The sequence below is a fragment of the Proteiniborus sp. DW1 genome, assembly GCF_900095305.1.
GTDB lineage: Bacteria > Bacillota > Clostridia > Tissierellales > Proteiniboraceae > Proteiniborus.
On the sequence record NZ_FMDO01000051.1, the window covers coordinates 1 to 15,444 of the forward strand.

General features: G+C 35.4%; 14 protein-coding genes and 1 other annotated feature. All 14 genes read right to left on the reverse strand.

Features of this window, described 5'->3' with window-relative positions; translation table 11 throughout:
- A partial coding sequence (locus DW1_RS12620; RefSeq protein WP_242942501.1) for a GTP-binding protein occupies positions 1-204 on the reverse strand: 204 nt, incomplete at its 3' end.
- A gap of 109 nt (positions 205-313) precedes the next feature.
- Entirely contained in the window at positions 314-2,380 is a 2,067-nt protein-coding gene (gene fusA / locus DW1_RS12625) for an elongation factor G (protein WP_074350999.1), read from the reverse strand.
- An 80-nt stretch (positions 2,381-2,460) separates the two neighbouring features.
- Positions 2,461-2,931, reverse strand: coding sequence for a 30S ribosomal protein S7 (rpsG, locus tag DW1_RS12630; RefSeq protein WP_074351001.1), 471 nt, complete (start codon positions 2,929-2,931; stop codon positions 2,461-2,463).
- 139 nt (positions 2,932-3,070) lie between these two features.
- Positions 3,071-3,487: a 30S ribosomal protein S12 gene (gene rpsL, locus DW1_RS12635; RefSeq protein ID WP_074351003.1), complete on the reverse strand. Its 417-nt coding sequence runs from the start codon at positions 3,485-3,487 to the stop codon at positions 3,071-3,073.
- A gap of 24 nt (positions 3,488-3,511) precedes the next feature.
- Positions 3,512-3,754, reverse strand: a complete 243-nt coding sequence (locus tag DW1_RS12640; RefSeq protein ID WP_074351004.1) for a ribosomal L7Ae/L30e/S12e/Gadd45 family protein — start codon at positions 3,752-3,754, stop codon at positions 3,512-3,514.
- 139 nt (positions 3,755-3,893) lie between these two features.
- Positions 3,894-7,418: a DNA-directed RNA polymerase subunit beta' gene (rpoC, locus tag DW1_RS12645; protein WP_074351006.1), complete on the reverse strand. Its 3,525-nt coding sequence runs from the start codon at positions 7,416-7,418 to the stop codon at positions 3,894-3,896.
- A 41-nt stretch (positions 7,419-7,459) separates the two neighbouring features.
- The gene (locus DW1_RS12650) at positions 7,460-11,170 is read right to left on the reverse strand and encodes a DNA-directed RNA polymerase subunit beta (protein WP_074351008.1); all 3,711 of its coding nucleotides are present in this window, start codon (positions 11,168-11,170) and stop codon (positions 7,460-7,462) included.
- A 672-nt stretch (positions 11,171-11,842) separates the two neighbouring features.
- Positions 11,843-12,223 carry a 50S ribosomal protein L7/L12 gene (rplL, locus tag DW1_RS12655; protein ID WP_074351010.1) on the reverse strand — a complete coding sequence of 127 codons (381 nt, stop codon included), beginning with the start codon at positions 12,221-12,223 and terminating at the stop codon, positions 11,843-11,845.
- 29 nt (positions 12,224-12,252) lie between these two features.
- The gene (gene rplJ / locus DW1_RS12660) at positions 12,253-12,750 is read right to left on the reverse strand and encodes a 50S ribosomal protein L10 (RefSeq protein WP_074351012.1); all 498 of its coding nucleotides are present in this window, start codon (positions 12,748-12,750) and stop codon (positions 12,253-12,255) included.
- 29 nt (positions 12,751-12,779) lie between these two features.
- Positions 12,780-12,914 (reverse strand) — a sequence feature (ribosomal protein L10 leader region).
- A 40-nt stretch (positions 12,915-12,954) separates the two neighbouring features.
- The gene (gene rplA, locus DW1_RS12665; RefSeq protein ID WP_074351014.1) at positions 12,955-13,653 is read right to left on the reverse strand and encodes a 50S ribosomal protein L1; all 699 of its coding nucleotides are present in this window, start codon (positions 13,651-13,653) and stop codon (positions 12,955-12,957) included.
- Between the two features lie 49 nt (positions 13,654-13,702).
- The gene (rplK, locus tag DW1_RS12670; RefSeq protein WP_074351016.1) at positions 13,703-14,128 is read right to left on the reverse strand and encodes a 50S ribosomal protein L11; all 426 of its coding nucleotides are present in this window, start codon (positions 14,126-14,128) and stop codon (positions 13,703-13,705) included.
- A gap of 97 nt (positions 14,129-14,225) precedes the next feature.
- Positions 14,226-14,753 carry a transcription termination/antitermination protein NusG gene (nusG, locus tag DW1_RS12675; RefSeq protein WP_074351018.1) on the reverse strand — a complete coding sequence of 176 codons (528 nt, stop codon included), beginning with the start codon at positions 14,751-14,753 and terminating at the stop codon, positions 14,226-14,228.
- Positions 14,754-14,797: 44 nt separating this feature from the next.
- Positions 14,798-15,010 carry a preprotein translocase subunit SecE gene (gene secE, locus DW1_RS12680; RefSeq protein ID WP_074351020.1) on the reverse strand — a complete coding sequence of 71 codons (213 nt, stop codon included), beginning with the start codon at positions 15,008-15,010 and terminating at the stop codon, positions 14,798-14,800.
- A 35-nt stretch (positions 15,011-15,045) separates the two neighbouring features.
- Positions 15,046-15,195, reverse strand: a complete 150-nt coding sequence (gene rpmG, locus DW1_RS12685) for a 50S ribosomal protein L33 (protein WP_074351023.1) — start codon at positions 15,193-15,195, stop codon at positions 15,046-15,048.
- Between the last annotated feature and the right edge of the window lie 249 nt (positions 15,196-15,444).

A 15,444-nucleotide genomic window follows, 5' to 3' on the forward strand; every position in this document is an offset into this window, starting at 1 on the left:
ATGTGATGTTGATATTGTAATTCCTCTTTCTCTTTCTTCTGGTGCTTTGTCTATATTTGCATAGTCAATGAATTCACCTGTGCCGTATCTTTTGCTTAGTACTGCTGTTATTGCAGCTGTTAATGTTGTTTTACCGTGGTCAACGTGTCCTATTGTTCCAATATTTACGTGTGGCTTATTTCTTTCAAATTTTGCTTTTGCCATTTTCTTTATTCCTCCCTACTAAACAAGATTATATTTTAGACATAAGCAGCTTGCACGAAATCAAAGATTTCGACAATTTGCTTATGCTATAGTTATAAAATACAAAACATTATTTATTTATAATTTTCTCAGCTAAATTATTTGGAACTGCTTCATAATGGTCAAACTGCATTGTATATGTTCCACGACCTTGAGTTTTTGAACGAAGATCAGTTGCGTATCCAAACATTTCTGCTAGGGGCACAAATCCTCTTACAACTTGTAGACCATTTCTTGATTCCATACCTTCGATTCTACCTCTTCTTGAGTTAAGGTCACCAATTACGTCTCCCATATACTCTTCTGGCATTACAACTTCAACCTTCATATATGGTTCAAGTATTACAGGATTTGCTTTTTTCATACCATCTTTAAATGCCATCGAACCTGCAATCTTAAATGCCATTTCTGATGAGTCAACCTCATGGTATGATCCATCATATAGAGTTACTCTAAAGTCAAGAACCTCATATCCAGCAAGCACACCGTTTTGCATAGCTTCTTGAATACCATTGTCTACAGCTGGTATATACTCTTTTGGAATAGCTCCCCCAACAATTTTATTGACAAACTCATAGCCTTCTCCTGGTTGTCTTGGTTCCATCTTAATTTTTACGTGTCCATATTGTCCACGTCCACCAGATTGTCTTGCATATTTAGCTTCTACTTCAACCTCTTTAGTTATAGTCTCTTTATATGCAACCTGTGGGCTACCTACATTAGCTTCTACTTTAAATTCTCTAAGAAGTCTGTCAACAATAATTTCTAAGTGCAACTCACCCATTCCTGCTATTATTGTTTGACCAGTTTCTTGGTCAGTATAAGCTTTAAATGTTGGATCTTCCTCTGCTAATTTAGCTAAAGCTACTCCCATCTTGTCTTGGCTGGCTTTAGATTTAGGCTCTATAGCAACTCTAATAACTGGCTCTGGGAATTCCATGGATTCAAGTATAATAGGATGACTTTCTGCACAGAGGGTATCTCCAGTTGCAGTATCTTTAAGCCCTACTGCCGCAGCAATATCTCCTGCATAAACCCTATCCAATTCTTCTCTCTTATTGGCATGCATTTGTAGTATACGGCCTATTCTTTCTTTTTTGTTTTTTGTTGAGTTTAATACATATGATCCTGATTCCAATATCCCAGAGTAAACTCTAAAAAAAGCAAGTTTACCTACATAAGGGTCTGCCATTATTTTAAATGCTAGAGCTGCAAAAGGCTCATCATCTGATGAAATTCTTTCTTCAACATCTTCTGAACCTGGTTTAACTCCTGTTATGTGTGGTACATCAATAGGAGCTGGCATGTAATCAACTACTGCATCTAGAAGTGGTTGAATACCTCTATTTCTATATGCTGAACCACATAAAACTGGAGTTACTTTACAAGCAATTGTAGCACTTCTTAAGGCTTTCTTTATTTCTTCAACACTTACCTCTTCACCTTCTAGGTATTTCATCATTAGCTCTTCATCTTCTTCTGCTACAGCTTCTACTAAAGCCTCTCTATATTCTTTTACTGTATCTAACATATCCGCTGGAACATCTATTATTTCATACTCTTTTCCAAGCTCATCCTTGTATATTCTTGCTTGCATATTGATTATGTCAATGATACCCTTGAAGTCACTTTCTGAACCTATTGGTATTTGTATAGGAACAGCATTAGCTTTTAATCTTTCCTTCATCATTTCAACTGCTCTAAAGAAATCTGCACCTGTAGTGTCCATTTTGTTTACAAAAGCCATACGTGGAACATGGTACTTGTCAGCTTGACGCCATACTGTTTCTGATTGTGGCTCCACACCGCCTTTTGCACAAAAAACTGCTACTGCGCCATCGAGAACACGAAGAGATCTTTCTACCTCAACGGTAAAATCAACGTGTCCTGGTGTATCTATTATATTTATCCTATGACCATTCCATTGAGCCGTAGTTGCTGCAGAAGTTATTGTGATTCCTCTTTCCTGTTCTTGCTCCATCCAATCCATCGTAGCGGAACCTTCGTGGGTTTCGCCTATTTTATGTGTTCTACCTGTATAGAATAGGATTCTTTCAGTAGTAGTTGTTTTTCCTGCATCTATGTGAGCCATAATACCAATATTTCGAGTTTTTTCTAAAGAAAATTCTCTAGGCACAGTAATCCTCCTTTCTGCTACTTATTTCAAATTTTTTATTTCTATCCAACTTTGATTGTAACCATAATTGACTAAATTTATTACCATCTGTAATGTGCAAAAGCCTTATTAGCCTCAGCCATTTTATGAGTGTCTTCTCTCTTTTTAACACTTGCACCAGTGTTGTTAGCAGCATCCATGATTTCTTTAGCTAGTTTTTCACTCATAGTTTTTTCTCCTCTTTTTCTAGAGTACTCTGCTAGCCATCTTAATCCTAGAGTTTGCCTTCTTTCTGGTCTAACTTCAACTGGCACTTGATAAGTTGCTCCACCTACACGTCTTGCTTTAACTTCAAGTACAGGCATTATATTGTTAAATCCTTTATAGAAAACTTCTAATGGATCTTCACCTGTTTTTTCTCTTATATAGTCAAAGGCATCGTACACTATTCTTTGTGCTACTCCTTTTTTACCATCAAGCATTATTTGGTTAATTAATTTAGTAACTACTTTATCTTTATATATTGGATCTGGACTAACTTGTCTTTTTGGAATATGTCCTTTTCTTGGCACTATTCTTCCCTCCTTAAACATTTAGATTAATTCATAGGTACTCGACATTAGAAGCTTGTCGTCAGCGCACTAAAATGCATATATATAAACAGCCTTTAGCTCATGACGCTAAAACCCCGCATTTCCGTACCTGATATCATTATTTTTTCTTAGGTTTCTTTGCACCATATTTTGATCTAGATTGCATTCTCTTGTCTACACCAGCTGCATCTAATGTTCCTCTTACGATATGGTATCTAACCCCTGGTAAGTCTTTAACCCTTCCACCTCTTATAAGAACAACGCTGTGCTCTTGTAAGTTGTGACCTATACCTGGGATATATGCGTTAACCTCTAAACCATTAGTAAGTCTAACTCTGGCAATTTTTCTTAAAGCTGAGTTAGGTTTCTTAGGTGTTACAGTTCTAACAGATACACATACACCTCTTTTTTGAGGAGAGTTTACTTTAGTTGTTCTTTTCTTAAGAGAGTTTAAACCTACTCCTAAGTGAGCTGATTTTGATTTGTAAACAACTTCTTCTCTACCTTTTTTAATTAATTGGCTAATTGTTGGCATCAAAGCACCTCCTTCCAAATTTGACTACTTTAAAATGGCAGCAACTGCCGCACTTACATCAATACCACAGGCCTTACCTAACTCCTTCATACTTGGAGCGTATATTATTTCAATAGACTTTTCATTGCATAAATTGATAATATCCTGTACTACTTTAGTATCTGCATCTTCTGCAACATATATTGTTAGAACTTCATCATTATTTATTGCCCTTCTGGCCTGCTTAATACCAACAACCTTTTTTGTATCTTTAAGATTAGTCAGCATTTTAGTTTCCTCCTTCACTTAACATCTAGAAGATTATGCAGCTTTAGCTACATAATCTTCTTTGATTCAAAAGAGTCAACCTGCAATTTTACACACTTATATATTTTAACATCTGTTATAAGCAGTGTCAACATTTATATTATTCAATATTAATTTCTTCATCTATTTCTTCAACTATTTCTTCATCTGGATGCTTCAAGGCAATTTCCTTATATTTTCTCATGCCAGTACCTGCAGGTATAAGTTTACCTATAAGCACATTTTCCTTTAGCCCTATTAGCCCATCTTCTTTTCCTTTTATTGCAGCTTCTGTTAGTACTCTTGTAGTTTCTTGGAATGAAGCAGCTGACAAGAAGGATTCAGTAGCTAAAGATGCTTTTGTAATTCCTAATAATACTCTTCTTCCCACTGCAGGTTTTCCACCTTGCTCCTCAATTTTTCTGTTAATTTCTTCAAAGTCAAATATGTTAACTAATCCACCTGGAAGAAAATCTGTATCACCAGAATCTTCAATCTTAACCTTGTTTAGCATCTGTCTGACTATAACTTCTATATGCTTATCGTTTATATCAACGCCTTGCATTCTGTAAACTCTTTGTACTTCTTTTACTAGATAAGATTGAACTCCTAAAATTCCTTTTATCTTCAATATATCATGTGGATTAACTGAACCTTCAGTTATTTCATCTCCAGCCTCTATAAAGTCACCAGGCTTAACTTTAAGTCTGGAACCATAAGGTATAGTGTAGGTTCTTGATTCTCCATCATCTGCTGTAACTATTGCTTCTCTCTTTCTTTTCGATTCATTTAGTGAAACAGTACCAGATATTTCTGTAATAATAGCAAGTCCTTTTGGCTTTCTAGCTTCGAAAAGCTCTTCAACCCTTGGAAGACCTTGAGTAATATCTGCACCTGCAACTCCACCTGTATGGAAGGTACGCATTGTAAGCTGTGTACCAGGCTCTCCAATTGATTGGGCTGCTATAATACCTACCGCTTCTCCAGTATTAACTATATGGCCTGTTGCAAGATTTCGACCATAACATTTTGAACAAACGCCATGCCTTGTTCTACATCCTAATACAGATCTCGCCTTGACTTCTTCAATTCCTGCATCTACTATTTTATCTGCAGCTTTTTCGTCTATAAGTTCTCCTGCTCTTACGATTATTTCGCCTGTATTTGGATCAGCTATATCTTCGTAAGCATACCTACCTTCAATTCTGTCCCATAAGTCTTCAATAACTTCTCTTCCATCTTTGAATGCCCTAATTGCTATATATTGATCTGTTCCACAATCTTCTTCTCTTACTATTACATCCTGGCTAACATCAACTAACCTTCTTGTTAGATATCCTGAGTCGGCAGTTCTTAATGCTGTATCTGCAAGTCCCTTTCTAGAGCCGTGTGTTGAAGTAAAGAACTCAAGTACTGTAAGCCCTTCTCTAAAGTTTGCCCTAATAGGCTGTTCAACAGTTTTACCTGAAGCATTGGCCATAAGTCCCCTCATACCTGCAAGCTGTCTAATTTGGTTTTTACTACCTCTAGCTCCTGACTGAGCCATGATGAATATGTTGTTAAGAGGGTCTAGGTTGTTCATAAGAGCTTCAGTAACTTGTTCTGTAGTTCTGTTCCAAACTTCAATAACTCTTTCATATCTTTCTTCATCTGATATAAGACCTCTTCTATAGGACTTTTCATACTTATCTACTTTTTCTTCTGCTTCTGATATTAGTACTTCTTTTTCTTCAGGAACTACTATGTCATCAATACTTACTGTAATAGCACCAATTGTAGAATAATGGAATCCTGTTTCTTTGATGTTATCAAGGACTATAGCTGTTACTGTATTTCCATGCTTTCTAAAGCATTTTTCAATAATCTTTCCAAGCTTCTTCTTATCTACAACACTATCTATTTCCAAAGAATACTTATCCTTTTCTCTATCTACAAAACCTAAATCCTGTGGTATATTCTGATTGAATATAAACCTACCTACAGTGCTCTCTACTAATTTACCTCTGTCCTTTTCATCAAGCTTAACTCTGACTTTTACTTTAGAGTGTAGAGTAACTTCTCCGTCATAATATGCAAGAAGCATTTCATCAAAATCTTTAAACACCATTCCTTCGCCTTTTTCGCCATCTTTTTCTACAGTTAAGTAGTAGCTTCCTAAGACCATATCCTGAGTTGGTGTTGTTATTGGTTTTCCGTCTTTAGGCGCAAGAATGTTATTCACTGATAACATTAAGAATCTTGCTTCTGCTTGTGCTTCCATTGATAGGGGCACGTGAACAGCCATTTGGTCACCGTCAAAGTCTGCGTTATAAGCTGTACATACAAGAGGATGAAGCTTAATAGCCTTTCCTTCTACAAGAATTGGTTCAAATGCTTGAATTCCAAGTCGGTGTAGAGTAGGAGCACGATTTAGTAGTACTGGATGTTCTTTGATTACTGAATCTAATACATCCCATACTACTGGTTTTACCTTCTCTACCATTCTCTTTGCACTCTTAATGTTATGTGCGTGACCTTCATTGACTAATCTCTTCATCACAAATGGCTTAAATAGCTCTAGAGCCATCTTTTTAGGCAGTCCACATTGATAGAACTTAAGCTCTGGTCCAACAACTATAACTGAACGTCCTGAGTAGTCAACCCTCTTACCAAGAAGGTTTTGTCTAAATCTCCCTTGTTTACCTTTTAGCATATCAGATAATGATTTTAATGGTCTATTTCCAGGTCCTGTTACAGGTCTTCCCCTTCTTCCATTATCTATCAATGCGTCTACAGCTTCTTGAAGCATTCTCTTTTCGTTTCTCACTATTATATCTGGAGCTCCAAGATCAAGAAGTCTTTTCAGTCTGTTATTTCTATTTATAACTCTTCTATATAAATCATTTAAGTCAGATGTTGCAAACCTACCACCATCAAGTTGTACCATAGGTCTTAAATCTGGTGGAATCACAGGTATTACGTCTAATATCATCCATTCAGGTTTATTACCTGATTGTCTAAATGCCTCTACAACTTCTAATCTTCTAATAATTCTAATTTTCTTCTGACCTGAACTTTCTTTTAGTTGCGCTCTTAAATCTTTAACTTCTGCCTCTAAGTCTATTTTTTGAAGAAGCTCTTTTATAGCCTCTGCTCCCATAGAAGCTTTAAACCTTCTACCATATTTGTCTATTGCATCTCTGTATTCTTTCTCACTTAACAGTTGCTTTTCAGTAAGAGAAGTGTCTCCAGCATCTGTCACCACATAGGATGCAAAGTAAAGAATCTTTTCTAGAGCTCTTGGAGACATATCCAATATAAGTCCCATTCTACTTGGGATACCTTTAAAATACCAAATATGAGAAACAGGAGCAGCAAGCTCTATGTGCCCCATTCTTTCTCTTCTTACTTTAGCCTTTGTGACTTCAACTCCACATCTGTCACAAACTACTCCTTTGTATCTTACTCTTTTATATTTACCACAGTGACATTCCCAGTCTTTTGTAGGTCCAAATATTTTCTCACAAAATAGACCTTCTTTTTCAGGCTTTAAGGTTCTGTAATTTATAGTTTCAGGCTTCTTTACTTCTCCTTTTGACCACTGTCTTATCTTTTCAGGTGATGCTAACCCAATCCTGATTGAATCAAAATTATCAAGCTCGAACAAGGGGCTTTCTCTCCCTTCATAAATTAGTTTAAGTCTAATAACTAGTCATCGAAGTCCTCATCAAACAAGTCTTCATCGTCAAAGATGAATTTGTCATCATCAGGTTCTTCTTTGATAAAATCTTCTTCAATGTTATCTGTATTAGTCTCATCATAATCACTATAGTATTCACTTTCAAATTCACTATCTTTATCTTCTACTTCAAATCCAATATTAAGTTCTCCTATTTCATCGTCTACTGATTCCTTTATCTCTATTTCTGTATCATCAGTCAATACCTTAACATCTAAAGCTAAGCTCTGAAGCTCTTTAATAAGAACTTTAAATGATTCTGGTATACCTGGTTCTGGAATGTTCTCGCCTTTTACTATTGCTTCATATGTCTTTACACGTCCCACTACATCGTCTGATTTTACTGTTAGTATTTCCTGAAGTGTATGAGATGCACCATAAGCTTCTAGTGCCCATACCTCCATCTCTCCAAACCTCTGACCACCAAATTGAGCTTTACCTCCTAGTGGTTGCTGTGTTACTAGGGAATAAGGTCCTGTAGATCTAGCGTGAATTTTATCATCAACTAAATGGTGAAGTTTAAGCATATACATATATCCAACAGTAACAGGATTATCAAAAGGCATTCCTGTTCTACCATCTCTTAGTCTTATTTTACCACTCTCTGGATACCCTACATTTCTTAATGCTTCCCATATATCATTTTCGTTGGCACCATCGAATACTGGAGTTGCAACATGCCAACCTGCTTTTTTTGCAGCAAGCCCCAAGTGTACCTCTAATACCTGACCTATGTTCATACGTGATGGAACTCCTAGTGGATTAAGTACCACTTCTAGTGGTGTCCCATCAGGTAAGAAAGGCATATCTTCTTCAGGAAGAATTCTAGAGACAACACCCTTGTTCCCATGTCTACCACACATTTTATCTCCAACATTGATTTTACGCTTTGTAGCTATATATACTCTAACAAGCTGATTTACTCCTGGTGGCAGTTCATCTCCATTTTCTCTAGTGAATACTTTTACATCTACGATTATTCCTGTTTCTCCATGTGGAACTCTAAGTGAAGTATCTCTAACTTCTCTAGCTTTTTCGCCAAATATTGCCCTTAATAGTCTTTCTTCAGCAGTAAGTTCTGTCTCACCTTTAGGAGTAACTTTTCCTACTAGTATGTCGTTTGCTTCAACCTCTGCTCCTATTCTAATAATACCTCTCTCATCTAAGTCTTTTAATGAGTCCTCTCCTACGTTCGGTATATCTCTTGTAATTTCTTCTGGTCCAAGTTTAGTATCTCTAGCTTCTGATTCATATTCTTCTATATGAACTGAGGTCAATATATCTTCTCTAACTACTTTTTCATTTAAAAGAATAGCGTCCTCATAATTATAGCCTTCCCAAGTCATAAATCCAATTAGTAGGTTTTTACCTAGTGCTATTTCACCCTGATCTGTTGAAGGTCCATCCGCTATAACTTGACCCTTTTCAACTTTTTCATGCTTTCTAACAATAGGTCTTTGATTTATACATGTTCCTTGGTTAGAACGCTTAAATTTAAGTAATCTATATTTATCTATTTGTCCATCTTCATCTCTTTTAATCAATATTTCATCAGCAGTTACTCTTATAACAACTCCTGAATTTTTGGCAACTATAACTACTCCCGAGTCCTTTGCCGCCCTATACTCCATTCCTGTACCTATAATTGGAGCCTCCGTCTTTAATAGAGGAACAGCCTGACGCTGCATGTTTGCTCCCATCAGAGCTCTATTGGCATCGTCATTTTCCAAAAATGGTATCATAGCAGTAGCTACAGCAACTATTTGTTTAGGAGATACGTCCATATAGTCTACTTCTTCTACTGGCACAACTTCAATACTTCCATATCTAGCTCTAGCTAACGCTCTTTTATTTACAAATCTACCTTCCGCATCTAATGGTTCATTTGACTGAGCTATAATGAATTCGTCTTCTACATCAGCTGTTAAGTATTCAATTTCACTTGTAACTACTCGAGCTTCTTTATCAACTTTTCTATATGGCGCTTCTATAAAACCATAATCATTAATTCTAGCATAGGTAGTAAGCGACGTGATAAGTCCGATGTTTGGCCCTTCTGGTGTTTCTATTGGACACATTCTTCCATAATGTGAGTGATGAACGTCTCTTACTTCGAAGCCAGCTCTATCTCTACTAAGTCCTCCTGGTCCTAGGGCTGACATTCTACGTTTATGTGTAAGCTCCGCTAATGGATTTGTTTGATCCATGAATTGTGATAACTGGCTGCTACCGAAGAACTCTTTAATAGCTGCGGCTACTGGTCTGATGTTTATTAAAGCTTGTGGTGTAACTACATCTATATCTTGAATAGTCATTCTTTCTCTGACTACTCTTTCCATTCTTGACAATCCTATTCTAAATTGATTTTGCAAAAGTTCCCCTACAGAACGTAGTCTTCTATTTCCAAGATGGTCTATATCATCAGTATTTCCAATTCCATAAAATAAGTTGAACTCGTAATTAATTGATGCTATAATGTCTGCATTTATTATATGTTTTGGAGAAATCTCTCTAATTCTTTCTTTAATAGCTTCTTTTAATTCATCAGTTTTCCCAAACTTGTCTATCAATTCTTTCATTACAGGATAATATACTTTTTCCTTTAGACCAAGATCCTCAACAGAAAAAGGCAGCTCAAATGCTTTAATATCTACAAAATGATTGCCTATAACTCTTACAGTTTTATTATCATCTGTTAGTATATCTACAGCATTTATACCTGCATTCTCTATTTCTATAGCTTTTTTTCTAGAAATCTTTTCATTCTTTTCTACTAATATCTCGCCTGTTTCTTCATTAATTATAGTATCAGCAGCTCTTCTATTTGTAATTCTATTATAAAGAGACAGCTTTTTATTAAACTTGTATCTACCAACTTTGGCTAAGTCATATCTTTTGGGATCAAAAAACAATGTGTTGATAAGCGATTTGGCACTATCAACTGTAGGAGGTTCGCCTGGTCTTAGCCTTTTATATATTTCAAGCAGACCTTCCTCCTGATTTTTTGTACTGTCTTTTTCAAGAGTTTTTAAAATCTGTTCAGTCTCACCTAAAAGTTCTAAAATCTCAGTGTTAGAGCCATATCCCAATGCTCTAAGTAAAACCGTAAGGGGAAGTTTTCTAGTTCTATCCACTCTAACATATACTATATCATTCGAATCACTTTCATATTCTAGCCAAGCACCTCTATTTGGTATTACAGTGGAAGAATACAATCTTTTTCCTGTCTTATCTATGTCTTCAGCAAAATAAACTCCTGGTGATCTAACTAACTGACTTACTATTACTCTTTCTGCACCATTTATTATGAAAGTTCCCTTCTCAGTCATTAAAGGGAAATCTCCCATAAATACCTCTTGTTCCTTTACTTCTCCTGTTTCTTTATTTATTAGTCTAACCTTAACCTTTAGCGGCGCTGCAAAGTTGACATCTCTTTCCTTTGACTCTTCTTCCTCATACTTTGCTTCGTCACCAATGCTGTAATCAACAAACTCTAAAATTAAATTTCCTGTGTAATCTTGGATTGGAGAAATATCTTCAAATACTTCTTTCAGTCCTTCACTGAGAAACCAGTCATAGGACTTCTTCTGTACTTCAATTAAATCTGGTAATTCTAAAACTTCATCAATCCTAGAATAGCTCATACGAACCCGTTTTCCATACGAAACAGGATGCACCATAATTACCACCCCTTAATAAAACTTAAGTAGTTAATGATAAATTACCGAGATGTGAAGCAGTAAGTTGGAGCTCTAACCACTTTCCGTCGTTATGAGTCTCGCCAACTCTGACAATGATAGTACCTACAATTCATCTTCGCACACTTAGATTCATTGGGTACTATTTCTTTGGTAATTTTTAGAATCTAAATACATCTATTATAATATTGCCACAAACTTAATCAAATATTCAAAGTTTATGCCAAAATTCGCCTATTATGCATTTTATAATACTATCACACAAAAATAAAGTTGTCAAGTATAGAAACTTACTAATTTTATTATATCTTTTTCACGAAAATTCTCTAATAATAATTACGAAGAATCGGGTTAGGTCATTCTCCGCAGTTTCGAAACACAAATTTGTTCACTCCCTACGGTCGTGCAAATTTGGTTCTCATTGCGTTTGACCTACCAACAATTTTTCGATAAAAGCATTCGAAAAATTGGGTTAGGTCATTTCCCTCAGTCTCGCTACACAAATTTATTACTCGCTATCGCTCGCATAAATTTGGTGCTCGTTGCGTTTGACCTAACCCAATTTTTCGATAAAAGCATTCGAAAAATTGGGTTAGGTCATAAAAAAAGGCTTCATTGTATTAATGAAACCTTTCTTATCTTAATCATAAATAATTATTTAATTTCTACAGTTGCGCCAACTTCTGCAAGTTTAGCTTTGATTTCCTCAGCTTCTTCTTTTGAAGCTCCTTCTTTTAATGTCTTAGGAGCGTTATCTACTACTTCTTTAGCTTCTTTTAATCCTAAGCCAGTTAATTCTCTAACAACTTTGATAACTTTGATTTTTTCTGCACCAGCGCTTGCTAGTACTACATCAAATTCAGTTTTTTCTTCTGCTGCCCCTCCACCTGCTGCTGGAGCTGCTCCGCCTGCTACCATTACAGGAGCTGCTGCACTTACACCAAATTCTTCTTCTAAAGCTTTAACTAATTCTGATAATTCTAAAACTGATAATGCTTTTACATCTTCTATTAATTTTGTGATTTTTTCACTCATTATATTATACCTCCAATTTTCATTTTTTATTAAGCTTCTTGTGGTTCTTTATCAACTATAGCTTGTAATGTTCTAGCGAACTTAGAAATAGGTGAATTTAATGCAATAACTAATTGAGTAAGTAGAACTTCTTTAGATGGTAATTCACCTATAGCCTTAATCTTATCTACTCCTACTATTTCACCCTCAATAATACCTGCTTTAAATTCTAAGTTTTTATGCTCCTTTGCAAAATCACTTGTAATTCTAGCAGGCGCCACAACGTCATCCTTTGAAATAGCTATGGCACTTGGTCCTGTTAGGAATTCGTTAAATGCTTCAAGACCTTCTTCTTGAAATGCAAATCTCATCATTGTGTTTTTATATACTTTATAGTCTACTCCTTCTTGAGTACACTTTCTTCTTAGTTCAGTAACTTCTTCAACTGTAAGACCTCTATAGTCTACAAGTACGATTGATTTTGCATCTCTAATCTTAGCTTTGATTTCTTCTACGATTTGCTTCTTTTGATCTAATACAGAGCTCATTCTAGGCCACCTCCTTATGCACTTATCAATTTAAATATAATTAAGGTCCCTCCGTAGACATAGAGAGACCTTTGATTTCATAAGTAGTCATTCAAGTCTATCCTCGGTAGGTGAATTTTAAACCATTAGGTACCTACTGTCTACGGAACATTTAAAATTATAACATTAGTATATTATCAGTATATCAAAATAATGTCAATAGTTTTAGTCCATTATTTTTGATGAATTTATTTTAATTCCAGGACCCATTGTACTAGAAATAGTTACGCTTCTTAAATATCTTCCTTTTGCTGCTGCTGGTTTAGCTTTAATTACCGCATCCATTAAAGTAGTGAAGTTATCTCTTAGTTTTTCTGTTCCAAATGATACTTTTCCTATTGGAACGTGAACGATATTAGTTTTGTCAACTCTATATTCAACCTTACCAGCTTTAATATCTTTAACTGCTTTTTCAACATCAAAAGTAACTGTTCCTGATTTTGGATTTGGCATTAAACCTTTTGGTCCTAATACCCTACCTAATCTTCCTACTACACCCATCATATCTGGTGTAGCAACAACTACATCATAGTCAAACCAGTTTTCTGATTGAATCTTTGTTACAAGTTCTTCAGCACCTACAAAGTCAGCACCTGCATTTTCTGCTTCTTTGGCTTTATCGCCTTTAGCAAATACCAAAACTTTTCTTGTTTTACCAGTACCATGTGGTAACACTACGGCACCTCTAACTTGTTGATCTGCATGTCTTGAGTCTACCCCAAGTTTTATATGCAATTCTACTGTTTCGTCAAATTTAGCCTTAGCTGTTTTTTGTACAAGCTCAATAGCTTCGTCTATATCATAAAGAGTTTCTCTATCTATAAGCTTTGCGCTTTCTTGGTAATTCTTACCCTTCTTTGCCATTTTTATTCCTCCTTGTGGTAATAGCGGTTGTTATCCTCCCACTTATTAATTATTCTTCAACAACAATTCCCATACTTCTTGCAGTTCCTGCTACCATGCTCATAGCAGCTTCGATACTACCTGCATTTAAGTCTGGCATTTTAAGCTCTGCAATCTCTCTAACTTTATCTTTTGAAATTTTTGCAACTTTTGTTTTGTTTGGTGCTCCGGAGCCTGATTCTATACCTACTGCTTTTTTCAGTAATACTGCTACCGGAGGAGTTTTAGTTATGAATGAGAAAGATCTATCTTGGTAAACTGTTAAAACAACTGGAATTATCATACCAGCTTGATCAGCAGTTTTTGCATTGAATTCCTTTGTAAACTGCATGATATTTACCCCATGAGGTCCTAAAGCTGTACCTACTGGTGGCGCTGGAGTTGCTTTACCAGCTGGAATTTGTAATTTAACCATAGCTATAACCTTTTTTGCCATTTTTTACACCTCCTTACTATATAGGAAAAGCTAAAAGCTAATCCATTCATGTCAAATATCTATATATAATAATAAAGCATATGCTTTGTTACCAATACTACAGCCTTTCAATTTGTTCAAAGTCCAGTTCTACAAGTGTTTCTCTTCCAAACATAGATACGAATACTTTGAGTTTTCTCTTTTCCATATTTATACTTTCAACTGTTCCAATAAAGTTCTCAAAGTAACCTGATGTTATCTTTATAACATCTCCAACTTTAACATCAATTTCAGGTAATGGTTCTTGTACACCTAATAGTTTTATTTCTTCATTAGTAAGTGGTACGGGCTTAGAGCCAGGTCCAACAAAGCCAGTAACTCCCCTTGTATTTCTCACTAAATACCAAGATTCATCAGTCATTATCATCTTAACCATTACATATCCTGGAAACATTTTTCTCTCTTTAACTTTTTTCTTGCCATTTTTAGTCTCAATGTATTCTTCAACTGGAACTCTTACTTCAAAAATTACATCCTGCATTCCTCTATTTTCCACTAGCTTTTCAATATTGGCCTTAACTTTGTTTTCGTGACCCGAATAGGTATGGGCTACGTACCATTTTCCTTTATCCGACTTATCTGTCATCGCTTACGGGGACCTTAATGTTAGGTCCTTCCCTCCTTCATATTTTATCCAATTATTAGTTTTAATATTTGATGTAAGCCTGAGTCAATTAGCCATACTGCTAAAGAAATAATTGTACATATAACTAACACTACTATAGTATAGTTAATTAGCTCTTTTCTACTGGGCCAACTAACTTTTTTTAATTCAGCTCTTACTCCCTTGAAGTAGTTGCCTAATTTTTTTGTTCCCTTCTCAGCACCCGTTTGAGCCGCCATTCACTTCACATCCTTATTAAAAAGTTTTTGGAAAACTACTTAGTTTCCTTATGAACTGTATGAGTATGACAGAATTTACAATATTTTTTTAATTCAATTCTTTCAGTATTATTCTTTTTATTTTTCATAGTATTATAATTTCTTTGTTTACATTCTGTACACGCCATAACAACTTTAACTCTCATCAAACACACCTCCTAAGCTTTGGCTCATTTAGGTCTATATCAATATTGATATTATATTCAGACATAGCAACCCAATAATAGCTACATTACTTTATATAAACTATCATAAATTAAATAGTCTGTCAATAAAAAAATACAATTATAGACATCTATAAACTATATTATTTTCAGACCTTAGTATTTCCATAATACTCTAAACAATACCTGTTTTCCATTACTTCCTTAAAAAGACTAGGTCTCTTAGACCTA